Source organism: Pelagibacterium sp. 26DY04 (assembly GCF_031202305.1).
Classification (GTDB): Bacteria; Pseudomonadota; Alphaproteobacteria; order Rhizobiales; family Devosiaceae; genus Pelagibacterium.
This window is the reverse complement of sequence record NZ_CP101731.1, coordinates 3012919-3037667: the sequence shown is the minus strand read 5'-3', so window position 1 is coordinate 3037667 and position 24749 is coordinate 3012919. Positions and strand designations below refer to the sequence as shown.

31 protein-coding genes are annotated in these 24749 nt (G+C 58.6%); 12 read left to right on the top strand and 19 right to left on the bottom strand.

From position 1 onward, the window contains the following. The first annotated feature begins 17 nt into the window (after positions 1 to 17). The 5 genes from NO932_RS15030 to NO932_RS15010 all read left to right on the top strand — a co-directional run bounded on the left by NO932_RS15030 (position 18) and on the right by NO932_RS15010 (position 2737). Positions 18 to 668, top strand: coding sequence for a dihydrofolate reductase family protein (locus NO932_RS15030; RefSeq protein ID WP_309208110.1), 651 nt, complete (start codon positions 18 to 20; stop codon positions 666 to 668). Between the two features lie 10 nt (positions 669 to 678). Continuing rightward, a complete protein-coding gene (locus tag NO932_RS15025) occupies positions 679 to 1050 on the top strand; it encodes a metalloregulator ArsR/SmtB family transcription factor (RefSeq protein ID WP_309208109.1) in 372 nt (123 codons plus the stop codon). After that, positions 1031 to 1507: an SRPBCC family protein gene (locus tag NO932_RS15020; RefSeq protein WP_309208108.1), complete on the top strand. Its 477-nt coding sequence runs from the start codon at positions 1031 to 1033 to the stop codon at positions 1505 to 1507. The genes NO932_RS15025 and NO932_RS15020 overlap by 20 nt, the downstream gene beginning before the upstream one ends. Positions 1508 to 1609: 102 nt before the next feature. Continuing rightward, positions 1610 to 2092: a VOC family protein gene (locus NO932_RS15015; RefSeq protein WP_309208106.1), complete on the top strand. Its 483-nt coding sequence runs from the start codon at positions 1610 to 1612 to the stop codon at positions 2090 to 2092. Between the two features lie 423 nt (positions 2093 to 2515). Continuing rightward, on the top strand, positions 2516 to 2737 hold the full coding sequence (locus NO932_RS15010; RefSeq protein ID WP_309208105.1) for a helix-turn-helix transcriptional regulator: 222 nt from the start codon (positions 2516 to 2518) through the stop codon (positions 2735 to 2737). Here NO932_RS15010 and NO932_RS15005 read toward each other — a convergent pair. Together NO932_RS15005 and NO932_RS15000 are read right to left on the bottom strand one after the other, a co-directional pair. Then, positions 2693 to 3109: a flagellar biosynthesis repressor FlbT gene (locus tag NO932_RS15005; protein ID WP_309208104.1), complete on the bottom strand. Its 417-nt coding sequence runs from the start codon at positions 3107 to 3109 to the stop codon at positions 2693 to 2695. The two genes, NO932_RS15010 and NO932_RS15005, sit on opposite strands and share 45 nt — an antisense overlap. Before the next feature lie 53 nt (positions 3110 to 3162). Beyond that, a complete protein-coding gene (locus NO932_RS15000; protein ID WP_309208103.1) occupies positions 3163 to 4464 on the bottom strand; it encodes a flagellin in 1302 nt (433 codons plus the stop codon). 129 nt (positions 4465 to 4593) lie between these two features. On the opposite strand from NO932_RS15000, the gene NO932_RS14995 reads away from it, so the two are divergent. Together NO932_RS14995 and NO932_RS14990 are read left to right on the top strand one after the other, a co-directional pair. After that, positions 4594 to 4800: a helix-turn-helix transcriptional regulator gene (locus NO932_RS14995; protein WP_309208102.1), complete on the top strand. Its 207-nt coding sequence runs from the start codon at positions 4594 to 4596 to the stop codon at positions 4798 to 4800. Positions 4801 to 4870: 70 nt separating this feature from the next. Further along, positions 4871 to 5134: a helix-turn-helix transcriptional regulator gene (locus NO932_RS14990; protein ID WP_309208101.1), complete on the top strand. Its 264-nt coding sequence runs from the start codon at positions 4871 to 4873 to the stop codon at positions 5132 to 5134. Between the two features lies 1 nt (position 5135). Here NO932_RS14990 and NO932_RS14985 read toward each other — a convergent pair whose 3' ends face one another. The 11 genes from NO932_RS14985 to NO932_RS14935 all read right to left on the bottom strand — a co-directional run bounded on the left by NO932_RS14985 (position 5136) and on the right by NO932_RS14935 (position 13210). Further along, the gene (locus tag NO932_RS14985; RefSeq protein ID WP_309208100.1) at positions 5136 to 5540 is read right to left on the bottom strand and encodes a DUF6626 family protein; all 405 of its coding nucleotides are present in this window, start codon (positions 5538 to 5540) and stop codon (positions 5136 to 5138) included. Between the two features lie 226 nt (positions 5541 to 5766). Beyond that, complete coding sequence (locus tag NO932_RS14980; RefSeq protein WP_309208098.1) at positions 5767 to 6279, bottom strand: hypothetical protein; 513 nt, start codon at positions 6277 to 6279, stop codon at positions 5767 to 5769. Positions 6280 to 7385: 1106 nt separating this feature from the next. Then, entirely contained in the window at positions 7386 to 9098 is a 1713-nt protein-coding gene (locus tag NO932_RS14975; RefSeq protein WP_309208097.1) for a sulfate permease, read from the bottom strand. A 9-nt stretch (positions 9099 to 9107) separates the two neighbouring features. Further along, a complete protein-coding gene (locus NO932_RS14970; protein WP_309208096.1) occupies positions 9108 to 9434 on the bottom strand; it encodes a TIGR01244 family sulfur transferase in 327 nt (108 codons plus the stop codon). Positions 9435 to 9457: 23 nt separating this feature from the next. Then, entirely contained in the window at positions 9458 to 9901 is a 444-nt protein-coding gene (locus tag NO932_RS14965) for a YeeE/YedE family protein (RefSeq protein ID WP_309208095.1), read from the bottom strand. After that, the gene (locus NO932_RS14960) at positions 9901 to 10332 is read right to left on the bottom strand and encodes a YeeE/YedE thiosulfate transporter family protein (protein WP_309208094.1); all 432 of its coding nucleotides are present in this window, start codon (positions 10330 to 10332) and stop codon (positions 9901 to 9903) included. Before NO932_RS14960 ends, NO932_RS14965 begins: the two co-directional genes overlap by 1 nt. Beyond that, positions 10332 to 10535: a DUF2892 domain-containing protein gene (locus NO932_RS14955; RefSeq protein WP_309208093.1), complete on the bottom strand. Its 204-nt coding sequence runs from the start codon at positions 10533 to 10535 to the stop codon at positions 10332 to 10334. Before NO932_RS14955 ends, NO932_RS14960 begins: the two co-directional genes overlap by 1 nt. Before the next feature lie 63 nt (positions 10536 to 10598). After that, complete coding sequence (locus NO932_RS14950) at positions 10599 to 10913, bottom strand: metalloregulator ArsR/SmtB family transcription factor (RefSeq protein WP_309208092.1); 315 nt, start codon at positions 10911 to 10913, stop codon at positions 10599 to 10601. Between the two features lie 4 nt (positions 10914 to 10917). Beyond that, positions 10918 to 11796: an MBL fold metallo-hydrolase gene (locus NO932_RS14945; RefSeq protein ID WP_309208091.1), complete on the bottom strand. Its 879-nt coding sequence runs from the start codon at positions 11794 to 11796 to the stop codon at positions 10918 to 10920. Positions 11797 to 12090: 294 nt separating this feature from the next. After that, on the bottom strand, positions 12091 to 12498 hold the full coding sequence (locus NO932_RS14940; protein ID WP_309208089.1) for a class I SAM-dependent methyltransferase: 408 nt from the start codon (positions 12496 to 12498) through the stop codon (positions 12091 to 12093). A 64-nt stretch (positions 12499 to 12562) separates the two neighbouring features. Next, positions 12563 to 13210 (bottom strand): DsbA family protein, encoded by a 648-nt coding sequence (locus NO932_RS14935; RefSeq protein WP_309208088.1) that lies wholly within the window; start codon positions 13208 to 13210, stop codon positions 12563 to 12565. A 111-nt stretch (positions 13211 to 13321) separates the two neighbouring features. Here NO932_RS14935 and NO932_RS14930 point away from each other — a divergent pair, with 111 nt between their 5' ends. The 5 genes from NO932_RS14930 to NO932_RS14910 all read left to right on the top strand — a co-directional run bounded on the left by NO932_RS14930 (position 13322) and on the right by NO932_RS14910 (position 18742). After that, positions 13322 to 13984 (top strand): response regulator, encoded by a 663-nt coding sequence (locus NO932_RS14930; protein WP_309208086.1) that lies wholly within the window; start codon positions 13322 to 13324, stop codon positions 13982 to 13984. Further along, entirely contained in the window at positions 13981 to 15327 is a 1347-nt protein-coding gene (locus tag NO932_RS14925) for an ATP-binding protein (protein WP_309208085.1), read from the top strand. The genes NO932_RS14930 and NO932_RS14925 overlap by 4 nt, the downstream gene beginning before the upstream one ends. A 48-nt stretch (positions 15328 to 15375) precedes the next feature. Continuing rightward, positions 15376 to 17139, top strand: coding sequence for a protein-disulfide reductase DsbD (dsbD, locus tag NO932_RS14920; RefSeq protein ID WP_309208083.1), 1764 nt, complete (start codon positions 15376 to 15378; stop codon positions 17137 to 17139). Next, positions 17139 to 17933: a TlpA disulfide reductase family protein gene (locus tag NO932_RS14915; RefSeq protein ID WP_309208081.1), complete on the top strand. Its 795-nt coding sequence runs from the start codon at positions 17139 to 17141 to the stop codon at positions 17931 to 17933. Before dsbD ends, NO932_RS14915 begins: the two co-directional genes overlap by 1 nt. A gap of 161 nt (positions 17934 to 18094) precedes the next feature. Next, positions 18095 to 18742, top strand: coding sequence for a L,D-transpeptidase (locus tag NO932_RS14910; RefSeq protein ID WP_309211063.1), 648 nt, complete (start codon positions 18095 to 18097; stop codon positions 18740 to 18742). A gap of 313 nt (positions 18743 to 19055) precedes the next feature. Here the strand turns inward: NO932_RS14910 and NO932_RS14905 are convergent, their stop codons facing one another. From NO932_RS14905 to NO932_RS14880, 6 genes are all read right to left on the bottom strand, one after another. Further along, the gene (locus tag NO932_RS14905) at positions 19056 to 20093 is read right to left on the bottom strand and encodes a hypothetical protein (protein ID WP_309208080.1); all 1038 of its coding nucleotides are present in this window, start codon (positions 20091 to 20093) and stop codon (positions 19056 to 19058) included. After that, a complete protein-coding gene (locus tag NO932_RS14900; RefSeq protein ID WP_309208078.1) occupies positions 20093 to 20623 on the bottom strand; it encodes a hypothetical protein in 531 nt (176 codons plus the stop codon). Before NO932_RS14900 ends, NO932_RS14905 begins: the two co-directional genes overlap by 1 nt. A gap of 110 nt (positions 20624 to 20733) precedes the next feature. Next, positions 20734 to 21951 carry a hypothetical protein gene (locus NO932_RS14895; RefSeq protein WP_309208077.1) on the bottom strand — a complete coding sequence of 406 codons (1218 nt, stop codon included), beginning with the start codon at positions 21949 to 21951 and terminating at the stop codon, positions 20734 to 20736. Positions 21952 to 22025: 74 nt separating this feature from the next. Continuing rightward, the gene (locus NO932_RS14890) at positions 22026 to 22958 is read right to left on the bottom strand and encodes a hypothetical protein (RefSeq protein WP_309208076.1); all 933 of its coding nucleotides are present in this window, start codon (positions 22956 to 22958) and stop codon (positions 22026 to 22028) included. A gap of 119 nt (positions 22959 to 23077) precedes the next feature. Next, the gene (locus NO932_RS14885; protein ID WP_309208074.1) at positions 23078 to 23971 is read right to left on the bottom strand and encodes a hypothetical protein; all 894 of its coding nucleotides are present in this window, start codon (positions 23969 to 23971) and stop codon (positions 23078 to 23080) included. 93 nt (positions 23972 to 24064) lie between these two features. After that, positions 24065 to 24640 (bottom strand): site-specific integrase, encoded by a 576-nt coding sequence (locus tag NO932_RS14880; RefSeq protein WP_309208073.1) that lies wholly within the window; start codon positions 24638 to 24640, stop codon positions 24065 to 24067. Between the last annotated feature and the right edge of the window lie 109 nt (positions 24641 to 24749).

Genomic DNA, 24749 nt, shown 5'->3' with positions numbered 1-24749 from the left:
CATACGTGGAGGCTAAAGTGCGCGTTGTCATTTTGAACTTTTTATCTCTCGACGGTGTCTATCAGGGGCCGGGTTCCCCCGATGAAGACCGGTCCGGCGGCTTTGAGCGCGGCGGTTGGTTTGTGCCCTTTGTTGATGCGGCTCTGGAGGAAACGGTGGAGGCATGGGCAGCGACTGCGACCGGATTTCTGTTCGGACGACGGACCTACGAGGAATTTGCCGCTGTCTGGCCCACCATAACCGATCCAGCCGATCGCAACGCGGCTCGGCTCAACAAGCTTCCCAAGTATGTGGCGGCCTCCTCTCCTGTCGATACAACCTGGGGTCCAGCAACGGTCTTGGAACATGACGTTGAAGCCGCAGTCGCCGCGCTCAAACAGGATGGAAGCGGCGAACTGCAGGTGCACGGCAGCGGCCGACTGGGCCGGTCCCTCCTAGCTGCAAATCTCGTCGATGAACTGCGTATCGCGATCGCTCCGGTGATTGTGGGCCAGGGACGAAAACTGTTTGGTGACACGCAAGCACCAGCAGGTTTCAACCTGCTTTCCGAGGAGAGGACGCCTTCCGGTCTCATTATGTGCCGTCTTGAGAACACCGGCGATGGAGCGGCTGGAACATATGTCCGTGGGCAGACCAATCTGTCCGTTTCCAGCGCTGTAGGGAATTGAGAACACGATAATGGTATCAGCCGCCCAGCAAATGCCCGACGATCTCAGCGCGATCTTTCTGGCGCTCGCCGATCCGACCCGTCGTGCTGTCATTGCCCGGCTCGGGCAAGGGCCGGCCAGTGTCAGCGAACTCGCAAGTCCCTTCGACATGGGACTTCCATCGTTCATGAAGCACATCCGGCTTCTTGAAAATAACGGGATGATCCGGACCAAAAAGGCCGGGCGGACCCGCACGTGTGTGATCGACGGTCCGGGTCTTACCAATGCCGAGCGATGGCTTGTCGAGCAGCGGAGAATTTGGGAAGCGCAGGCCGATCGGCTGGAGGCATTTGTAATGCTGGAACAGAAAGTGGAGGCAAACGATGCAGACCGTGACCGCTGAACTCGATCTCGAAGTATCGCGAATTATCAAGGCGCCGCGAGACCGCGTCTGGAATGCATGGGTGGACCCCGACCGACTGGCCCAATGGTGGATTCCGTCCCCCATGACTTGCCGTGTCGTTAGTCTGGACGTTCATCCGGGAGGATCGTTCGTCACCGAGATGAGCGAGAATGGGAAATCGTTCGTGCCGCACCTGTCAGCCTGCTTTCTCGACGTTGTTCCCAAGGAACGCATCGTCTACACGAACGCGCTCACCGGTGGCTGGCGGCCTGCCGCACATGGCTTTGTGACGGCAATCATCACCCTTGCCGACCACCCAGATGGCACACATTACCGCGCACAGGCTCTACACAAGAGCCGTGCAGACCGCGAAAAGCATGAAGAGCTCGGGTTTCACGATGGCTGGGGCACGGTAGTGGCACAACTGGCGGAACTGGTTGAAGCCAAGAACCAATAACGGGGCATCAAATCCTGCGGCGGAACCACCAGCAGCTTCTTTCCCTGACTGGCATAGGCGAGTATTATTGGCCGTGGTGTTGCAGCATCACACGGAGGTGCCATGTCTATCACCGCTCCACCTGAAACATGCATCGGCCATGTCCACCTCAAGGTTGCTGACCTTGATCGCGCTATTGCCTTCTACTCAGAAATTTTGGGTTTCACGTTGACGGCCCGATATGGGGCTGGGGCTGCCTTCCTCGCTGCAGGCAGCTACCATCATCATATCGGCCTCAACACTTGGGAGAGCGCCGATGGCAGCCCGCCACCACCCGGCCATACTGGGCTCTATCATACGGCGTTTCTTTACCCGGATCGCAAGCCTCTGGCTCAAACACTCAAGCGGGCGATCGCAGCTGGTATCCCAATTACTGGGCAGGCTGACCATGGAACGAGCGAAGCTGTTTATTTCCGCGATCCCGATTGCAATGGAGTGGAGATATATTGGGATCGGCCACAGCAAGAGTGGCCCAGAGCACCAGACGGATCGCTCCTGCCGCTTAACGAACCACTCGATATCGATTGTCTCTTGGCTGAGGCATGAGGCTTCCAAGGGCCCCGTTGAAGGGTCGATCTGGACTTGTTCAATTAGCATCGGCGGTTCCACGGCCTCCCATCATCCACCAGCACACGCGCATGGAGCGTCGTGCAGCAGGGCAGCACGGCTTGTCCAAGAGCCCTAGCCCCGCCGTTGAGCGCCGTAGGGCGTCAGCGTATGCAGTTTCCGCTACCACTGGCACCTTTGATGCCGACCACGCGCGCAATCAGCGTGTGGCACCCAGAGAGCTATAGCCATCGGCTATAGCTCTCTGGCGTTACCCAAAGTGCCCGGACGCGCAAATCGCCGTCCTAACGCCTTGGTTCTGCTGACTTCTTTTCCCGAAAAACGGGACTTCTTGGCCTTTGAACCATTTGGCTGCATGTAGGCAACGGAATTGGTGGTGGAGATGCTGCATTGCGGGCAAGGATGACGGATGGACAGAAGATGCTGGCGCGCAACGTTTGGCGTTGGCGAGAAATTCGCCGCATCAGCGCAAGCGAATTGGCCAAGCGTGTGGATTGGTCCGTGGTCGAGATTGAGCAGGTGGAACGGGCCGAGAAGTTCGATCTGTCGCTGGAAGATATAGACAGTCTGGCGATTGCATTACAGATCGCTCCGGTCGATCTCTTCCGCAATGATGTTCATTGAGCCAGTTCGCTTTTGGTGCTGCGTAAAGCGAGCCAGGGCTCGAATGGCCATGTAGTGGTTGTCCTCGATCAGCCAGCGCTCAATGGTCTTCACCAGATTTGCGCTATCTGCCGACTGCTTCTCAACGATTTGGGTCAACTCGCGATAGCGCACCATGTGGTGGGTCGCTTGCCCATGCAGATACATGTCCTGCAAGAGTAGGTGCAGCTGATCGACCGGCGTGACTGCGGTTTGGGGATCGATCGCCTCGCGGTCCTTGAGGACAGGCTGGTCGCCATTGATGTAGACCGTGACGGTGGTGTCGGCCCGGATCAGCAGGGTGGACCTGCCGATATAGATTTTTTCGCCGGGCTTGATGACCAGTTTGAGCAAGGTTGTTTTCTTCTCAGAAGAAGAGGTGACGCCGAAGCGCCACCCCCAAGTGATTAGAACAGCCGCAATACGGCCTGATCGGCCTGTGAGGCCATCGACAGCGCCGAAGACGAGAGCTGCTGGCGGGTTTGCAACGCCAACATATTGGCGGCTTCCTCGTTGGTATCGGCGAGGGTCAAGTTGGCAGCGCCAGTTTGCAGCGTGTTGATGGTGGACTTGGTGAAGTCCTGCCGGGTCTGCACAATGGAAAGATTGGAGCCCAGGTTCGAGGCGATCGACCGGAGCGAGACGAGTGCCTTACCCAAGCTATCGGCAGCATTTTCCAGATCGCCGTCGCTTTGAAAGTCGATCTCTGTTGCCTGTGCCCCACCCGCGAGAATGCCGAGGCTTTCGGCGTCGAGCTTGCTGCCCTCGATGTTGAGTGAGGCAGCCGCATCGCCGGATTTTTCGTTGAACGCGACCTTGAGTTTGTCGCCGTTTAACAAGTTGATGCCGTTGAACGAGGCGTCCTGTGCAAGCTTGCCGATCTGATCGCGGATTTCGTTGAACTGGGACACCAGCTTGGTGCGCACCTCGCTGGACACACCATCGGAAGCAACGCCTGCGGCGGTGAGGGCCGTGGTGCCGTCATTGCCGGTGTTGACGCTCATAGCGGTGAAAGCTGCCGAGGCCGGGTCGCTGTTGTCGACGGTGGCGTCGAGTTTGAGCGTCTTGCTGTCATTGGCCGAGATCAGCAGTTTGCCCGCGTCATCAACCGAGGCCGTAGCCAGCCCCGAAGCGTTAATCGATGCAACAAAGTCCCGCACGGTGGTGTCGCCATCAACCTCAAAGGTGTGGCTGGTGTCTCCCACGCTGATGCGAACAGCAGCCGCGGTTCCATCGGTGGTGGCACCCATCAGCCCGGCAATACCATCTGAACCCGATGCCGACGGCGCGGCAGTGCCCGCAATGGTTTTGTCCAGTGCGGTCTCGCGAACGGATTTCCCTGTGGCATCGCTTTCGCCAGCGGTCGCCAAGGTCTTGTTGAGCTGTGGCTTGGTCTCAGTGGCAGCGTCCCCCAACGCCTGACGCACCGTGGACTGCGCACTTTCAACGAGCTTGGTGATCGCCTTGATGCCGTTATCGGCCTCCTCAATGGTTTTGATGCCGTTCGACATGCTGTCCATGAGATTGTTGAGATCGCCAGCCCGTGCATTGAGCGATGCGGCGGTGAAGAAATTCGTCGGATTGTCGAGCGCCGAATTCACCCGCTTGCCTGACGACAGACGCTCTTGCGTCTTACCCATCAGCTCAGCGGTATTTTGGAGGGAAAGCAGGTTCGAGCGAACTGCCTTGGATAGCGAGATTTCAGACATGTGACTTCCTTCTGGAATGGCCGAGGCAAGTTCTGTCCCCGGAACATCATGAGGCGTAAAAGCATCATATTAAGAAGCCATTAATCCGTGCGTATAATCCTCACAGGCACAATGTGCATGAGAGGCAGAATGACCAATGCTGTGCTGGCCGTGGGCCGAAACATTCGACGGGTTCGGGAACGCAAGGGCGTTTCGCGGGACCAATTGGCCCACGAACTGGACACCACCACCGATCAGGTGAGGCTCTGGGAAACAGGGCAGGTGGATATTGATGTCGACACGCTGGATCGCATCGTTACGGTGCTGCAGATCAAGCACCGCGATCTATTTGATTAGGCGGTCTACTGCGCAATTGTAGGCGTAGTGTCCGTGGATTAATGTGGCGCTTTATGGTGATTGTGCGCCCATGAATGCACGGGAACTGGTAGCTTGGAATATGCGGCGCTTACGAGTGGCTGCTGGGCTATCACAGGAGCATCTTGCCAATGCTGCTGGGGTTGATCGCACCTATGTCAGCCGCCTTGAGCGCAAGATGGAAAACCCATCGATTGGCGTTCTCGAAAAAGTCTCCGAAGCACTGGGCGTGCATATCGGCGAGATGTTCGTCGAGCCTGATCCCGATGACAAAGCGCCCAAGCCACTGAAGGCTGGGCGGCGCGCCAATTCGTAGACTAGGCGCTGCCAACATCTCGTCCAGCCAGCCAGCGAATGGCGGCCATAAGATCAAAAGGGTCGGTAGCACTAGTTGGCATCTTAGACGATTTCTCGCGCTGTGCAGTCTGCGAACTGACTGCGGCCTGTTCTACGAGATATAGGTTGGCCTGCGCCAACGCCCGACGAAGCGCTGATACCGCGTTTGTCTCACTGCCTTCGTAGCCTTTGATCTCAGCATAAATCGCATCACCCATTCCCACGATGACCTCGCACGAAACCACCCGCTGCTTGCTGCGCATTGATGTGAGATAGCTCGGGGATTTCTTGAGCAGCCGCTGCGAAAATTCGCCCTTGGACCGGATTATTCCGGCCTCGTGGAGTTGCTGGTAAGTGTTTTCCAGAAATTCAATGCCTTGTGTCACGCGCGTTCGTCCTGTTGTTGGATTCTGGGCAGCAGCTCGTGAACGGCTGCTGTAGCGGTATTTAGCCGATCGGCTTCAGCAGCTCACAAATGGTCTGCAACAAACGCTGCGCAGGGCAGTGGGCACTCTCTGCGCAAGATCGAGGTCCCATCAAGCTTCGCAATAGCAAAGAAGGGGACATTGCAAATTGCAATGTCCCCCAGCGATGTCCACAAGGTTGATCGGGTTAGGGCGTCAGGACCAAACCTAGCTTGCGTTGTTTGGTGGCTTTTGTCGCCGCTACGCGAGCATCAATGTGTTCCTGCGATTGTTTTGTACCTTTGCGGGCTCTGCTGATAGCAGCCTTGTGCTCTGCGGAGCGCTTCCGCCCACGCTGTGCATCTCCAATTCGCTTCTTCGCATCCTCGCTATGGGTTTCTCCCGGCTGGAGATAGAAGCGCTGACGGCTCTTTTCACGTGTCAGAATGCGAGCCGTCGTTTTGTCCATGACGCCAGCCTTTCTATCCGCCTTGGATCGCCACGACAGAACAAACCCCCTGTCCCTGTGCTTCATCGCCGACACAAGGCGGTTGTGCTTATGCCAGTAGATCAGTTTTTCTAGCTGATCCTTTTTCCAGAGCGCCTGGTATTCGAGGAAGGTGAGGTTAAACGTGATCCCCTGATCCGTTTGATAAGCTTCAGCTCGGCTGTATTGGCCCCAGAGCCATGTGATAATACCTACAGGTAGTGACGCAGCCATATTTTTCTCCTTGTTTTTATTGGCTATGTCTAAATTTAGCAGGCACGACGTCTTGGCGTCACTATTCATGTAAGAAAGAGCATTTATTATATGATCTACTGATCTTCTTCGGAAGAAATGGCTTAAGAAAGAACTATCTATCTATAGATAGATATTCCCTCCCTAAGGCATCCCATCCAAAGAACATCAGGCGAACGACAGCGCCTTTGGCGGCGCGTTTCTTCGCTCGCAAGCTCACTCAGAACCCGCTTGCCAAAAGGCGCTCTCGCAATGGCTTTCGCCCTCGGCTGTTGGCCGTGCCAACGAGCCGGAGGTCTTCACGCACCAGTTCGCTGAAGCTCACTGGCACGTGTCATTGGCCTTCAGCCAATGGAGAGACGCCGTAGGCGTGAGAAATTGAGGGAGAGGGTTCCGCGCGACGACGAACACATGAGCCGAGGCACCAATAGCCAAAAGAACGTGGAATTCGAGTTTTTCTTCCTTGGAAATCAAGGCGCTAGGAAACCCTCATAGCTGGCCCCCATATGGGGTAGCTGAGTGGTCAAACCTGCTCATGATGAATCGGAGTTGCTTGAACGAGCAGTGGACTGGAGCCGCCGTTCGAACTCAGTGCGGGATCTAGGTCAGCTGGTGTCAGCAGGCGAACCCCATGCCGGCTATTCACAGTTTGACGGCGACATCCCGATGCTGCGATTAGTCACGCAGGCCCTACTATGTCGGCTTTGCGACCTACTCTGGTCCTTGTAGTATATTTGGCAGCTCACAAAAAGTGGTCGTACGACCTGACGATGTAAGCGGTGGTGGCCAATAGCAACTCAGTGATGCGAATGATGTGACCAGAAGGCATGAGCCGCTTCTGCCTGCGCTGCGACACCCGTGAGCGAGCGCGAGTGTATTGATCGTGTCGATCCATTGGCCGTTAGTTGTGTGGCGGACCCACGTGATGGTTTCTGTCCGCGCCACGGCTTCGTTGACTCGGAGAATATGGACTAGGTGATGGTTCAATTGCCTCCGGATCAAAGGTTGTCCGAAGGGCAGGTAAGCGCGGTCCGCACTCCACTAAACCTTTGAAGATATGATCCGCAAACGTCTTGATCGGCCGGGCTTCATTCGCCGGAACTGTTTAGGGTATCGATTGCCTCATGCTGCGACAGAAAAACTCGCCCGGTCAGATGCGCGAAAAATTCCGAACGCTTCAAGCGATCCATGACCGGCCCCTTCACTTCGGTGAGGTGAAACACGATGCCCATGTCTTTGAGCCTTTCGTTGATGGCCTCTAGACTCTCGAGAGCCGACATGTCGATGGCATTAACCGCCGGGCACACCAGAATGACGTGACGGGTATCAGGATTGGCAGTGACCTTTTCCAGGATCACGTCTTCAAGAAAACGCGCATTGGCGAAATAAAGGCTTTCATCAACCCGCAAGGAGATGATGTCGGGGCGGGTTTCCACATCGTGACGTAGGACATTGCGGAAGTGTTCGGTGCCCGGCACCCGACCGACGACTGCGGTGTGCGGCTTCGAGGTACGATAGAGAAAGATCAGGATCGAGGCTGCGACGCCGAGGGAGATCCCCATCTCGACACCGAAGATCAGGGTGACGAAGAGGGTTGTCGCAACGGCGGTGAAATCGGCCTTAGAATAGGTGAAGGTCTTTTTCAGGATCGAAAAATCCACCAGCGCCAGGACGGCCACCACGATCGTTGCGGCAAGGGTTGCTTTGGGCAGCAGGGCAAGGAAGGGTGTTAGCAACAGGGTGGCTACGGCAATGCCGATCGCAGTGAAGATACCGGCAGCTGGCGTTGCAGCACCGGCGTCATGATTGACGACCGAGCGGGCAAAGCCCCCGGTGACCGGATAGCCCGATCCGAGTCCGGAAAAGATATTGGCGGCGCCCAAGCCCATTAGCTCCTGATCGGGATCAATACGTTCGCGCTTTTTGGCAGCCAGCGTCTGAGCAACGGAGATGGACTCCACAAAGCCTACGATCGAAATGATGAAGGCCGGGCCGATCAACACGGTGATGAGGTCGATAGAAACGTTTGGAATGGTGAGCAATGGAATGCCTTGCGGCACCTGGCCTACAAGCGCCACACCCTTGCCGCCCAGATCGAACACGGCAGATGCAGCTATGGCGGCGAGCACAACCACTGCTGGTGCGGCCCGTACCAGGAAGGTTGCAATGGCTGACGGCACACCCCAACTCGAGAGTCGTTTTTTCATGTCCAGCCGGACCCAGGCGAGCACGGCCAGCGACGCCATGCCGACTGCGAGCGTATAGAGGTTGATCTGTCCCAGATGCTCAAGGATTGACGCCACAAGCTCGGGCATGGCGTGGCCGTGCGTCTGGATACCGAGCAGGCCGCCCAATTGGCTCGTGGCGATGATCAGCCCGGAGGCTGTGATGAAGCCGGCGATCACGGGGTGAGAGAGGAAGTTGGCAACAAAGCCGAGGCGGAAGAGCCCCATCAGGGCCAAGATCCCGCCGGAGAGCAGTGCAAGAACGATGGCAGCGCTGGCATAATCAGTGGTGCCCTCCGCTGCAATGCGCCCCACCGCCGCCGCCGTCATCAGCGAGACAACGGCAACGGGTCCTACCGCCAGCGACGTGGACGAGCCGAAGATGGCATAACCCAACAGCGGCAAGATCGAGGCGTAGAGGCCGACCTCTGGCGGCAGACCCGCCAGCAAAGCGTAGGCCAGAGACTGTGGGATCAGCATGATCGTGACGATCACCGCTGCGGTGAGGTCACGGCCGAAGCGGTCACGAGAATAGCGTCTGCCCCAATTGAGAATGGGGACGTATTTGGCAATCATGGCTTCGGCCTAACGGTTCAAGGTTGCATAAAGGCTGCCGGCACGGGCACCGGAGCGGCAGTAGCCCAGGACCGGTCCATCCATCTCGGCCATCGCCTGTTCAAACTGGATGATTTGGCCTTCGCCTAGAGGACCGGAGACCGGAATATGGACAGCTTTCAGTCCTGCCTTTTGAGCGGCCGCAGCCACTTCCGAATAGGCGGGCTGCCCTGCCTCTTCGTTATCGGGACGGGCACAGACGATACCGACAAAGCCTTTGGCCTTGATGCCTTCGATATCGGAGGGGTGAACCTGACCGGTCGTTGCGAAGCGGTCGTTAATTGTCTTGATGTTCATGGCAGATATTTCCTTGTTGCGGATCAGGCTTTCTGCGCACTGGCGCGATTGCCAAGCGTATTGCGGGCCAGGCGGGCCAGAACGAGACCGCCGACCATCGCGGCGACAAAAATCAGAGCGTCTGGCTCGCCCAGTCCCAGAGCGGGAATCGAACCACCCGGACAGAAACCGGTGATGCCCCAACCAATGCCGAAGACGGCCGAGCCGGCAAGCAGCGGTGCATCGATGTCTTTGCGCGTGGGTAAGTGAAAGGTCTTGTCAAAGACCGGTGCCGGGCGCTTGAGGATGAAAAAGTAACCGATTGCAGTGACTGCGAGTGCGCCGCCCATCACGAAGGCCAAGGATGGATCCCAGGTTCCTGCGAAGTCGAAGAAGTTGAGAACCTTGGCGGGGTTGGCCATGCCGGACACAGCGATCCCCGTGCCAAAAATCAGTCCAATGAGGCCGGCGACTAAAACTTTCTGCATTACAGCACTCCAAGAACGTGACGGACGATGAATACGGTTGCGGCGGTTGTTGCCATGAAGGTCAGCGTGGCGAGGACCGAGCGGACGGAAAAGCGTGCCATGCCGCATACCCCGTGGCCCGAGGTGCAGCCGCCGCCGAAAGTGACGCCGATGCCAACGATCAGGCCGCCCGCCACGAGCCATTCGACAGGCATGGGGCTATGAAAGCCGATGGCGTCACGACCGGCAAACGCCACGATGAGGGCAGGGGCGAGGATGGCGCCGGCGAGAAATGCAGCGCGCCATGCCCAGTCCGAACCAAGGGGTGGGATTACGCCTGCGACAATACCGGTCATGCCCGCGATGCGGCCATGGAACGCCATGAGCATAACGGCGGCGAGCCCGATCAGCGCGCCGCCGAACAGGGAAACCAGAGGTGTAAATTCCGTCATCAAGACTGCTTTCTGAAGGTGGAGAGATTGAACAGGCGATAGAGCGGGCAAAAGCGCACAAGCGACGTGACGATGAGGACAAGGCCCACGACGATCGATATGATCATCGCTGCCTGACCCCAGCCCAAAACAAGGGGGAGCGCGATGAGAGCCAGGCCGAGAACGATGCGGATGATGCGATCAGGTGTTCCGACATTGAGCATGAGGTGATCCCTTCACTGAAGTGCCCAAAACGACTTGAGATCGCGCTTTCCGGAGGGAAAGCGCTAGACGCAGAAAAGCTCGTACATGGTGGCGATGAACCGCTCGACGCGGGCATCGGCCAGGGAATAAAAGACCTGCTTGCCCTCCTTGCGCCCGACGATCAGGTCGGCGGATCGCAGTTCGGCAAGTTGCTGTGAAAGACCGGGCTGGCGCAGATCGAGGGCATCCTCTAGCTCGCGCACAGAGCGTTCGCCCTCGACCAACGCACAGCAGATCAATAGTCGATCGCGATTGGCCAGCTTTTTCAGGAAGGCCGACGCGTCGTCGGCCTTCTCCTTAATTGCGATGGTTTCTTTGGAAAGTTCTGTAACGCTCATCGTCTCACCATGATGCGCCTTCGAGCGCATTGAGCGGGATTTTCAGATAACGCTTGCCGTTGGTTTCGGGTTCGGGCAGCCGCCCGGCATTGGTGTTGACCTGCAATGCGTGCAGGATCAGCTTGGGCATTGGCAGCGTCTTGTCGCGCGCGTTGCGCACCGCGACGAACTCTGCCTCGGACTTGCATTTCGACATATGGGTATTGGATGCCTTCTGCTCGGCAACCGTCGATTCCCATTTCGGCTCACGCCCGCCGGGTTGATAATCGTGCCCCGTGAAAATGCGTGTCTCGTCCGGTAGCGCGAGAATGTCTTGGATCGACGTCCAAAGAGCCTTGGCGCTGCCGCCGGGGAAATCGGCGCGAGCTGTGCCACTATCGGGCATGAATAGCGTGTCGTGTACAAAAGCCGCATCGCCAATCACATAGGTGATCGAGGCGAGCGTGTGGCCGGGCGAAAACATCACATGGGCATCGATATTGCCGACCTTGAACGTCTCGCCCTCGGCAAACAACTTGTCCCACTGGCTGCCATTGGCCCGAAAGTCGGGCCAATTGTAGATGCCCTTCCAAAGCTTTTGGACCTCGGTCACCTTCTCACCGATCGCGGTCGGAGCGCCGGTCTTGTCCTTGAGATATTGCGCGGCAGAGAAGTGATCCGCATGCGGGTGCGTATCGAGGATCCACTGGACCTCGTATCCCTTCTCGGAAACAAACTTCAAAATCTTGTCGGCCTCGATCGTATTGGTCGCGCCGGACTTTTCATCATAGTCGAGGACCGGATCGACGATCGCGCATTTCTTCGTTTCCGGATCGGCGACCACATACTGGATCGACCATGTCCGTGGCTCGAAAAAGCCGGTCACTTCGGGTTTGGCAGTCATAGACAATTATCCTCAAATTCAGTTTCGGAGCGAGTTCAACCCGCCGTTGACATGCATATAATCTCGCTTGCATTTTTTTGCAAGCGAGATTTTGATAATAATAGTCGAGCTGTTTGAGGGCGCTGCTACGGCACAAGGAGTGTGCTTATGAGAAGCCCCGACGGCACTGACCACTACTAAACGTGCCGACCAGAGTGCGAAAACCACATCACGCGCTTGGCCGGCCCATCGCAGCCTTAGTGGTCTCTCTTCAGAAGGCCATGTATCGGTCACGCAATGTCTGAAAGAACGCGGCTAGCCCTGCATCAGCAGTGTGCCGCCGGGCGTCAGCGTCCTGATCATGCCTTTGAACATCGCATCGCGCAGATCAGGCCCTGCAAACTGAATGAAGATGGCCACAACGAGGTCGAACGCTTCGGCGGGCCACTCATAATTGACGATGTCGACGTGCTGGGTTTCCAGAGAGACGCCGCGGCGACTGGCGAGGTCTTGCGCCTTTCTCAAGGCGACCGAGGAGCTGTCTATGGCCATGACGGCAAGGCCCTGTTCGGCCAGCCCTACGCCATTCCGTCCCTCGCCATCGGCCACGGCGAGCGCGCGCCTGTGCCCTTTGACACGGTCGATGTGGCTCGCCAGAAATGCGTTCGGTGCTTCGCCGAAAACATAGTCTGCGCGATCGTATCGACGGTCCCACTCACTCATTTTCGGCTCTTTCCGTTCAGCCTGCGCAAAGCATGTTGTCGCCCATCGGGCCCTGCGGTAGCAATCAGACGCCGAGTTCTGTGCGGGCCGCTGCCACGGCTTCGCGGAACTGGTCGAGATCGAGGGCGCCGTTGATGAAATAGGGGCCGATGAAATAGGCGGGCGTTCCTGTAATCCCGACCTGTTCGGCTTCAGCAAGGTTGCGGCGCAATTGGTCGAGCAGCGCCTCGCCGTCGCTTTCGATCGTTGCGTCGACGGCATCCATATCGACAGGCGAGGCCAAAAGCGCCTCACGCATCTGCTCTTCGGGAATACGCATGCCCTCGATACCCATCAGGGCGTCATGGGCATCGAGATACTGTCCGTTGCGGTGCGCGGCAAGTGCGGCCTGACCGCCATAGACAGACGCTGCTGTTAGGATTGGCCAGTCCTTGTACATGACCTTGAGTTTGGGATCGCTCTCGCGCAGGGCCTTGAGATGGGGGGCGCTACGTTTGCAGAAGGGGCAATTGTAGTCGAGAAACGCCACCATTGTAACGTTTGTGTCCGGTCCGCCAAAAGTGGGCGTGTCCGGTGTCCCGAAAAGTACATCGAGATTGGGCGGCAGTTGGGTTTCCTGCGCGAAGCCTGGAATGGCATAGGCTGCCAAAGCTGCGGCCGGGGCGAGAAGGGCAAGGCGATAGATGTCGCGACGTGTCATTTGCTTGGGCATAGGCAATCCTGTCATGTGCTAGTGTCACGACGCTCGGCGCGCCACCTTAAGCCAGCCTTAAGGCTGTCATTGTGCAAGCAGATCGATACCGCACCGAACAGGAGTTACCCCGTGCGCATTCTGGTGGTTGAAGACGATGCCATCCTCAACGACGGTCTCTTGACTGGTCTGAACCTTGCCGGCTTTTCGGTCGAAGGCGCGTCCACACTGGATGAGGCACGCGCTGCCCTTACCGCGGGTAGTTTTTCGGCAGTCGTGCTCGATATCATGTTGCCCGACGGGTCAGGCATCGACCTTTTGCGGGAGTTGCGCGCCCGAGCCGACAACCAGGCGGTCCTGCTTCTCACCGCGCGAGACACGGTTTCAGATCGAATTTCCGGGCTCGATGCGGGCGCGGACGACTATCTGGGCAAACCCTTCGATCTTGATGAACTTTCCGCGCGCCTGCGGGCTCTTGTGCGCCGCTCCAATGGGCGCGCCAGCGCGTGTCTGGTCTGGGAGGCCATCACGCTCGATCCCGCCACCATGCAGGTCGAGGTCAAAGAGCAACCGGTCGCGCTGTCGCGTCGCGAGTTTTCGGTTCTTCATGCGCTCATGCAATCGCCCGAGATCATTCAGTCCAAATCCCAGCTCGAAGAAAAGCTCTATGGCTGGCAGGAGGACGTCGAAAGCAACACCATTGAGGTGCACATCCACTATCTGCGACAAAAGATTGGCCGATGCGCCGTCGAGACGATCAGAGGGCTGGGGTATCGTATGGGGCGATGCCCATGACCTCGATCCGGGGGCGCCTCGTTATCATCCTTATGCTCGCAACGAGCCTGGTCTGGCTTTCGGCCGTGGGATGGATCTATTTCAGCACCCGCGCCGAAGTCGAGCGGGTTCTCGACGCGCGGTTGAGCGAAGCAGGGCGCATGGTATCCTCACTCGTCTCCAGTCGCGAGATCATGGTTGCTGACGCGGCCGGTGTCGTCGACGACATGCTGCCTGCGCCATCCCATATCCCCTATGACCGACAATTGTCCTGCCAGCTCTGGTCGTTCGATGGCACCATGGTGGGGCGCTCGGACGGAGCCCCGCAAGAGGCGCTGTCCACCCACGACGACGGGTTTGCCGAAACCCAAATCGATGGAGAGCGCTGGCGCGTCTTTGCCATCTCCGATGCCGAGACCGGTATCCGTGTTCTGGTGGGCGACAGCATCGCTCTGCGCGAACGGCTTGTCGAGGACGTCATCACGGGTTTGATCGTCCCTGCCGGTCTGACGCTGCCGCTGATGGCGGGCCTCATTCTGGTCGCGGTCAATCGGGGCCTTCTGCCACTCGACAGGGTTGCCGGCGATCTCGCGAGGCGACGTGCTGATGAACTCGATGCGATCGAGGATGAGGGCCCGCGTGAGGTGCGGCCTATGCTTGGCGCTCTCAATGCGCTGTTCGCCCGCGTGCGCCAAGCCCGCGAGCGCGAGCGCAATTTCACAGCTTTCGCGGCCCATGAATTGCGCACGCCCCTCACCGGTCTCAAAACCCAGGCCCAGATCGCTATTCGAAGCGAAGACCCTGCCGTTCGGCAAAAGGCACTTGAACAGATCGTTTCGGGCGTCGACCGGACGTCGCGCATGGTGAGCCAGCTTCTCGCTATCGCCGCGGTCGAAGCTGCTGCCGATGCGACGGCGCCGGTCGTCGAGGACGCTGGACAGAGCCTGCGCACGCTTTTGAGCACCATGAGCCTGCCCGAGACCGTCGCGATCACTGGCCTCGATCAGCTTGATGGCGTCGGCCTGTTCATTGCCGCCACCGACTTCGATCTCATCTTTCGCAATCTAGTGGAAAACGCTATCGCCCATTCGCCGCACGACGGCACGATAACCTTTTCCCTCACCCGCAGCGCTGAACATGTCGCCATCTCGGTGCTTGACGAGGGCGCCGGCATGGCCGGCGACGACATCGCTCAGGCCAAGGACCATTTCTTCCGTGGGCGCAACAAGACAGCACTTGGAAGCGGGCTGGGCCTGTCCATAGCTGACGCCGCGGTCAGGCGCGCCAATGGCAGTCTCGACATAGAAAACGCTCGACCCAATGGCCTACGCGTGCTCGTCACGCTTCCTTTAAGCTCCGCTTAAGTTCGCCCGCCCACAGAGCCGGCACCTATCCCATCTGGAGTGCAACTCATGGCCCTACTGCGGTTTCTTTTCGTCCTGCCAGTTCTTTTGCTCGCTACGCTCGGGCAGGCACAGGAGGCCATGCCGCTACGGGTCGACGAGGCCTTCATACTCTCAGCAGATGCAGCGCAGGAAGGTGTCGCGCTGACCTGGCAGATCGAGGAGGGTTATTATCTCTACCGGGACCATATCGAAGTGATCGGTCCCGACGACCAGCCAATCGCGCTGGACCTCCCGCATGGCGAGGTTACGGAGGACCCGACCTTCGGCACCACCGAAACCCTCTGGGATGACTTTACCACGGTCGTGCCGGTCGATGACGCTGATACCCTTTCGATCCGGTATCAGGGATGTATGGACGGCAGCATTTGCTACCCCCCGGTCAACCGCACCCTCGATGTCGCGGCGTTGAGCCTCTCGGACGATCTTGGCTTCGGCATGCTCGCAGGCGGGAACCAGGCCTCCGCTTCTTCGCCGATCACTATCGCGCAGGATACCGGCGGCGCACTGCTTTCCCAACTGGCGGAGCAGGGCGGGGCATTCTTCGTCCTGGGCGGGTTTCTGCTCTTTGGTATTGCGCTGGCTTTCACACCATGCGTCTTTCCCATGTATCCCATTCTGGCGGGTACGCTGACGCGGGCGGGCCAGACACTTTCAACGACACAAGCCCTCCTGATTTCGCTGACCTATGTACTGGGCATGGCCACCGCTTTCGGCCTTCTCGGCCTCGCCGCCGCCTGGTCGGGCCAAAACCTGCAAATGGCGTTGCAGTCTCCCTGGGCGGTTTGGGGCGTTGCGGTCCTGTTCGTTGTTCTCGCAACCTCGATGTTCGGGGCATTTGAATTGCAATTGCCTTCGTCCTGGACGACCGCAATCACGCGACGCTCCGGCGGCGGCGGTGGTTTTACCGGCGCGGGAATTATGGGGTTCCTTTCGGCTCTCATCGTGGGCCCTTGTGTCACTGCGCCTCTGGCCGCCGCGCTCATCTATATTGCACAGACCGGTGATGCGGTTCTGGGAGCGGCGGCGCTGTTTGCCCTGGGCATGGGCAAGGGCATCCCGCTGATCATTTTCGGGACCGTGGGCGGCAAAGCGCTCCCGCGGGCTGGCGCCTGGATGGAGCGCGTCAAGCATGTCTTCGGGTTTGTCTTCATCGCAGCCGCTGTCTGGATGCTCGAGCGAGCGCTTCCCGGAGCTGTGGCGGTGGCTTTATGGGCCGCGCTTGCCGTCGGCATCGCCATCTATGTCTTTTGGCTCATTCCCGCCCTACGGTCAGGGTGGCGATTCGCCGGCGGGGCGCTCGGCGCGTTGGCTCTGGCTTATGGCGGTGTGCTCGGCTTTGGTGCAGCGACGGGCGCCACCAGCCCTCTCGAACCGCTTGCAGGGATCGCGCCCGCGCGTTCGGGGGGTGAGACACGGACACTCACGGTCGCTGGCCTTGATGGGCTCGACGACGCGGTCGCGAGCACCCAAGGTCACAATCGTATCGTCTATTTCACCGCCGATTGGTGTATTTCCTGCGCCGTGATCGAACGCGAGATCTGGGACAGTCCAGAGGCGCTGGCCGGGCTCAACGATACCGCAATCATCAAGGTCGATGTCACAGAGAATAGTCCTAGCGACCAGAGGATCATGCAAGCGCTGCAGGTCTATGGGCCACCCACACTGCTTTATGTCGACGCCAATGCTGCTGAGGTTGAAGGCACACGCCTGATTGGCGAAATCGGCGTAACTGATTTCCGTGAAAAGGCCCTCGAAGCGGGAATGCTGTAATGAATGCAATTGCCCTTGGCCCGCTACTGTTTTCGGCCGAGCGTTTTGCCGCAATTGTCGGCATCGTGGCGTTCTACATCGTCATGGTCGCAGCCGGACGGGTCGTCAAGCGCCCCCTCGGCGATCTCGCTCTGACCATGATCCTGGCCGGAGGTGTCGGGGCACGGTTGGTCCATGTCCTCTTCCACATTGAAAGTTTCGCTCCAGAGCCGCTGCGCATTCTCTACATTTGGCAGGGCGGCTTCAATATCTGGGGCAGCATCCTGGGCCTTCTGGGTGTCGCGCTCTGGAAGGCGCGCCGATTGCCGGTCTTTGCCGGCACTGCGGCTGCGGGCGTTGTCGGGTTCGGCCTGTGGGGATTTATCCTACTGCTCTCCCAGCAGACGTCCGGTGCGCCGCTCCCGCGAACAGCCCTCGAAACCTTAGACGGCGAACGTATCAATCTTGCCCAGTTTCAGGGCGAACCACTCGTCATCAATCTATGGGCCACCTGGTGCCCGCCCTGCGTGCGCGAGATGCCAATGTTTGCCAAGGCAGCACAAGATAATCCCGACATTGCATTCGCCTTCGTCAATCAGGGGGAGGGGCGATCTGAAATCGAACAGTTCCTGACCGCCCAGAACCTCGATCTCGAACACGTCATTCTCGACCCGTACTGGTCGACCTCTGGACACTATGAATCCCGCGGGTTGCCGACAACGCTCTTCATCGACGCCGACGGCACGATTTCGGCCACTTATCCCGGGGAAGTGTCGCCCGAACTGATGAACGAGCAACTGGCGGCATTGCAGTGAGCAAAAAAACTGTAAAGCTGCGGGCAGCCTTAAGCTGGGCATAAGGTAGAAAACCAAACCGTCGGCGAGATCGCCAACAGCAAGAAAGTACCGCTGTGTTGAAAGACAAAGCAAGTTTGCCCAGTCGTCGCTTATTCCTCGCGGGCGCGGCGTCGCTGGCTATGGCAGGATGCGCATCGACCGTTCAGCGGCCGCAGATGGCTCAACCGGTTATGCCGCCGCCAGCGCCACCAACGCCTCCGATGTACTACGCCATGGCTAATGAGCGGTTTCCGATCCCGGAAGTCGACGTGTCGCAGGTCGACCCCAAATGGTGGCGCACCGAAGTCGACTATCCGACAACCGAGAGGGCCGGCACGGTGGTAGTCGATACACCGAACCGATATCTCTATCATGTGGGCTCGGGTGGGCGCGCGACCCGGTATGGTGTGGGTGTTGGCAGAGATGGGTTCTCCTGGGCGGGCCGGGGCAGGCATATTGCCTACAAGCGGGAATGGCCGCGCTGGAATCCTCCCAACGAGATGGTGGCACGCCAGCCTGAACTTGAGCCGGTCAGTATCGCAAACGGCGGCATGGCCCCAGGGCTTGATAACCCCCTCGGCGCCCGCGCGTTGTACATCCACGAGGGCAACCGCGACACAATCTACCGCATTCACGGCAATCCGGAGTTCTGGAGCATCGGTCGGGCAGTTTCGTCAGGCTGTATCCGCATGCTCAATCAGGACGTCATTCACCTTGCCGACAATGTCCGCGATGGCAGCCCGCTCGTCGTGATCGCTGATCCTATGATGGAGCATCTGCTGGTTTAGATCGTATAGTGGTGTCAGTGCCCGAGCCCGGGAACAAGGACAAACCATGGACTGTCCGAGGTATCACAGCCTGAGAACCAGATTGGGACCTTGTTCGCCGACCCCATCAGGGGCCAGCAGCCTTTCGTGGCTGCATCAACAGGCCGGACAGAATACTGCACCGGTCAACGCACCAGAAAGTCAAATTATCTCTTGCAATGCGGGAGCCATCCACAGAAGCAGACTTCAAAAGGCATCTAAAGCGACAACCGAATAGCCAAACTGGTCGCTCAAAACATGCATCGCCGGAGCGATGCATGCCTGTCCGGGTTGGTCAAATCAGATGCGCCATTAGTTCATCCGCGTTGAAGTATTTCTCACCGATCAATGCCGCTGAAGCTTTCGGTGCGCTGTCGAGAGCTTGACGAAGTGCCTTCTCCAGCAGCGGTTTGTGCTCGACGTAGCTGTCCCAGCTTTCGGTCCATTTGCTTGGGTAGAGATACTCGTCCGGATACATCTCGCTGTAGGAGAGCCGGTTGGGGGCAAACGGCACCGCCCCGCACAGGAGACCCTCATAGAGCCCGATACCGAGGGTTTCCTGTAGGCTGGCCGAAAAGACCATTGTGGCCTCGCCCAGCAGCCGGTGGTATTCGCCCTTGGACAGTCGGGTGTCCTGACAGACGCGGAACTCGTAGTCGGGAAACGACGCCGCCAGATCGCGGAAGATCTCGACCTGCTTTTCTGGGGCGAGCCGATGGGGGAACAGCACAAGATTGCGTTTGGGCCGATCCCGGAATGGCGCGAGCGTGGTCTGGAGGTATTCCATCGGCCATCCAGTCCGCAGGATGCGGTCGTCGTCCTTGATGCCCATTTCCGACTTGAAAAGGTTGATGTGGAACTGGGTAGCGAAGCAATTGACGTCGAGTGCATGGAACAGGGAACGTTCGAAATGCCGTGCCCATGTGGTGTCGGGAATGCGCCTGAGGAAGTCGTGCGGATCATAGGAACCGGCATGCCAGAGACCTAAGAGCTTGACCGGCACCCCGAGCAAATCGCTCATATAACGCGTGGTGATCACGCCAGGGTGCCACGCGTCGGTGAACAGGAATCTATCGCCGGGCTCGACCTGCCCCTGGGCGAATAGCTCAGCGATCTGGCCGATCTGCGCAGCCTTGAAGATGTTGGTCTCGGCAAAGTTGAGGAACGCCCCTTCGGTGGTGGTTTGAACCGTGTGGTGGCCTTCCACCACACGGAGATCTTCGGTTGAGCCAGCATCGTTAAGGGCCGTCTTCAGGAGGTTGGGCAAGGTGGTCGCCCATTCGCTCGTATAGCGCTGCTCGTGCTGTTCGAGGCCGATGATATAGACGGTCATCACAGGTCCCCCTGCTTGGCTTCGACCCACTTCAGACCGACCCAGAAGACCAGCGTGCCGATGAGCTTGATGACGATGCCCAGGATCAGCGAAAGCGGATCAAGGATGTCGAGCAGGGCATAGAACACGGCCGTATCCATGGGAACGCTGATGAGCGAGGAGATCACGACACGCTGCGACATCGGGCGCCTGGTCACCGAGTAAATGACCCAATCGGCCAGCTCGGCGATGAGGAACGCCGAGGCACTGGGAATGGCGACCTCTGGGCCGGCCAGCCAGAAGGTGGTTCCGGCCGCAGCGATGATGGCGATCAGCACGAAATGGCCAATTTCCCGCTGGGCAAAGTCGCGCAGAACAAACACGAAGCCCGAGGCAAAGATCGCCGGTGGAATGGCCGAGCCAGCGATGAACCGCGGATCGAACCAGAGCAGCATCATGTTGGCGAAGACGATGGTACCGAAATACCCAAAGGTCCAAATGGGAAGGCGCTTGGGCGACCGAATACCGGCAGAAGTGGTGATGGTGGTCATTGAATTTTCCTTTTTCGAGACGCACCGGTCCTGTCCGCTGAGACAGCAGAGTGAAACGGCGCAGGGGTTTTGGGAGAGCCGCTGATCAGCGGCCGAGGATGCGGCGGCGCTTAGCGGTCGGCGTCGCCGTAGTCTTCGAGCAGCTTTGTGTTCCGGCTCTTGTGCTGGAGCATGTCCAAAAGGACCTGATGCTGGTCGATCATCGTGTGCGAGTTCTCACGCACGAGGATTTCTTGGATGATTTCGGCCAACTCGACGATCCGCGGCGGCAGCCACAGATTGCGGTTGGGGGAGGGGAGACTAAGCCGATGATTGACCAATGCGATCGCCCGACACATCACCCAGACATTGTGCACGGCGATGAGCACGTGCGAGAGCGTGTCCCAAGCCGACTTAGGATCGCCCTTGCGCACATTGAGGTCGCCCAGGTCGAGCCGGTTGGCGAAGGGGCTGGAGACGGGCCAGGGGTGATCGCTGCCGACGTAAATGTCGCCATGCGGCATCTGAGCGATCGTCATCTGCAAACCCTTGCGGTTGAGGGTCGGCACACCCAAGGCCTTCTTGTACTTGCCGGCCATGATGAATGGCGTGGCGCTGTCGAAGGAGACCTGGATGTCCTCGCCGATCGTCTTTTGCAGCCCCGATTGCACGGCACTAAGTGCACACGCCACTTCCGGATGCCCAGTGCCCAGCACGTGAATGGGGGCGCCGTTTCTGAGCAAGCCATTTTCCCGAAGCACGATGAGATTGCGCAGCTGGATCGAAAAATGCAGCCGTGCCGCTCCAGCGATGGCCCACCCGTCAAGGGCGCGCTCACCGTAGATTTTGGGGTCGCTGAACTTGGAAACAGCCTCCAGCCACTCTTCGGACTCCTTGCGGGAGCGCCCCTGACTGACGTTGAGGAGCTTGGTTTTGCCCGGTACGCGATGCTGGATGGCATAAAGGGCGTTCGACTCGGTGAACCTCATGCAGTCGGCCAGAGAGCGCAGCTTGCTCTTGGGATTGGTGATCGAGGAAGTGGGGCCGTCAAGGATGGCTGCACTGTTCATCGCTTCTGAAAATCGGAACATGTCGTGCTGCCGCCGCTCCGTAAGCTTGAGCACCCCGGTGGATGCCTGATAGCCGCCGCTGTCGGCCATCCCGTGGGTGATCGCAGGATTGCGGGTGGCGACCATCGATCGCTCGCTGCCTTCAATCCCATCGGGTGCGGCCTGAAGGAAATGGGTAACGTGAGCAAGGCCACTGCCGCTCAGCAGGTGCAAATCCGCACTGCTGAGCTTGCCGTCGGTTCGCAACGGGGCGGTGCCGTCACTGATGACGCGAGCCATCCAGTCCTGCATCGCAGGACGATAGGCAGCGCCGGTATGGGCGAGAGGGTTTTTCATGATGGGTTCCTCCCGTCCTAAGCAGCGCACTGGTAGGCTTTTTCCAGCGCACGAAGAACTTCGTCGGCCTGGGTCGAGACGATGGGACCGCGCACCACGATGGTGTCGCCGCGAACGTGGCCAAGCATGATGAAGTAGTCCTGGTCGAGCCCTGCGTCGTTGGGAAGCTTGCCGATCACTGCAGGAAGCACCTGAGACGCGGTGCTCGGCGTGGGGAGCAGCCTCAATGGGGCCGAGGGTGCCGCACTGGTCTCGTCTGAGGCGTTCCCATTATTGTTACCTAGCTCGGGCTTCTGCGGGGTATGCGGTTGCCCATTGGGGGGCGTCGCCTCCGATGCGGGGGAGCTGGGGGACGTGGATTGGAAATCGACTTTCGTGGCCGAGCTTGCCTCATGCGCATCGACGAGCTTTTGGAAATAGGACCTGTTGTGCTCCAGAGCGGTGTCGATCACATCGACGACATTGCCCAGGTGAACCGCAATGCCACGGCATTCGCATTCCATGATCAGACCAATTGCGGTCTTGGAGAGGCGGGAAATACGCACATTGGTATCGGCCCGTGCTGCAACCTGTCCGGTGACGAGCCGGATGAGAGCGCTCATCCTGGCGCGTTCGACTGAGGCCGCATTTGCCGCAACCTTCACATCGCTCTCTCCAAGAAGGCCGTCGATATAACCGGGCGACTGTTCAGCAGTCTTAACCCAGCAAACAAAACTAGCCGTCAAGATTAGATCGTGGCGGCGATCGCGAGAGATCAGTGCGGTTTGGACTTGTTCGTCGGTGGTCTTGAGCATCTGACGATAGGCATCCAGTGCCTCGTCGGATTCTGCCTGTTCGCCGATCGCCAGGCCATCGGTGCGCAGCTGTGCCTCATAGGCGTTGCTGAACTCGGCGTGGTGCTCGCTGAGAATGTCGTTCTGAGCGGTGTGGTGTTGAAGTTTGGTCGTCAATGTTTTGCTCCTGGTCAGTGTTGATGTCCAGAAGCATAGGGATTTGGCTGACCCGTCTCGATTAGAACGGGAGGGGCGAAAGGTATTCGATATCAATAACTTAAGAAGAGAACTCGTGGCTACAAAATTGCCATTGCACGTTGAACCAGGGCCGAGTTGCAGGTATAGCAGTCGCCAAACTGGCTACCATCGGCGGCGATGATACAGGCAGTGAGCAGCTTGTTGCGGTTGCGATTGCTGGTCCGACCATGCCTTTGATCAAATTCATCTGCGCCATAGTGGATAAAGAGGTCGAGCTTGATCTGCGGTGAAAGCTTGGCGATTTCCGATTGCAGGTTTTTCGCGGCCATACGGGCGACATCCATGGCCCCCTTCTTCTTCCCCGTCCCGGCGTTATAATGTTTGCGCAGACCCTCCATTTTTAGCGGGGGGCGACGGCGAAAAGAAAAGTCATAGGGGCGATCGAAAGGTGCCACCGGCGACAGAAGGCTTGGCTCTTTGGCGTGGAAGTCCTCGACGATGGCGTTTCGATGATGGGGCTTGATGCTGCGAACGAACTGGGCGGTTTCTTCACTTAGGCCAGCAAAGTCCTGAAGCTCTTCATCTGACCATGTCCGCATATCGGCACGCATGTCATCGAGTGCACGCTGACGGTCAGCTTGCCGCTGCTCGTCTGAAACGCGCCAGCCGTCCTCCAATTTGGCCTCAGGGTTTTTGCTGGCGTATTCGCGAGCGTCGGCGATTTTCGCTAGGGTCGCTTCCATGTCGAAGTGATGTCGGGTGGTCATCTTGTAATAGAACAGCACCCGCCAATCGGCTGTCGTGATTTGATCGACACCCTTTCCTGCAAATTTCTCGGTCGCATGCGCGGCGTAAACGCGATCAAACAGCGCGTGATACTGGGGGATAACGTCATTGCCGACAGGCTGGATGATCTTTGCCCGGTGACGGCGAGCGTAGATGATCGCATCAACGAGTTTGGCTGGTAGGTTCTTTGTGAATGCCTTGGCCATAGTGCCCCCAAATCAAAATACCCGCTACTTCCCAAGCAGAAGACAACATTGGGTGAACGCAGCCCACACATTGCAATTTGAAATGTGTCGTCGCTAAAGCAGCTCGACAGCCGCGCGCATCATGTCGTCGCGCACATCGATATAGCGCTGGGTGGTGGTCAGATTTCGGTGCCCAGCTAGGGTCATGATGACCTTGGGCGACACCCCGGAGTGGGCAAGCTGAGTGATGAACCAGCGACGGCCCGAGTGGGATGATGCACCATCGAGGCCTGCGGCCCGGTAAAGCTGCCCCATCAACTGACAGAGGGTGTTCGGAGAAAACGCCGTGCGCTTCTGCGTTAGCAGCAAGGGCGCATCACCAGCCCGCTGGGCAATATCGGGCAGGGCATCCCGGTAGCGGACGATCTCTTTACGCAGGCGCTCACTCATGAACACGACCCGCTCATGCCCACCCTTGGCGATGCCAGCACGAACCCGAAGCTGTTCCCGAACATCGCCATTGGGCTCGAATACGTCCCGCATGACCAGCCCGGCGATTTCACCAACCCGCAAACCCGCGAGGTGGGACAGCATCAGGGCCATACGATCCCGAGCCGCATGTTTGCGCTGCGCCACCACGGCCAGCAGGCGTTTAAGCTCGGGATCGGTGAGCACTCGGGCTTGGCGCATGAAACCTCATGAAAGGCGTGGATCGGATGCCTTTCATGATGTTGCCGTTGATCCGCCCAAGCGACCAAAGACTTCAATTGCCCAGAACACCAAGGTTCACGGGCGCTTT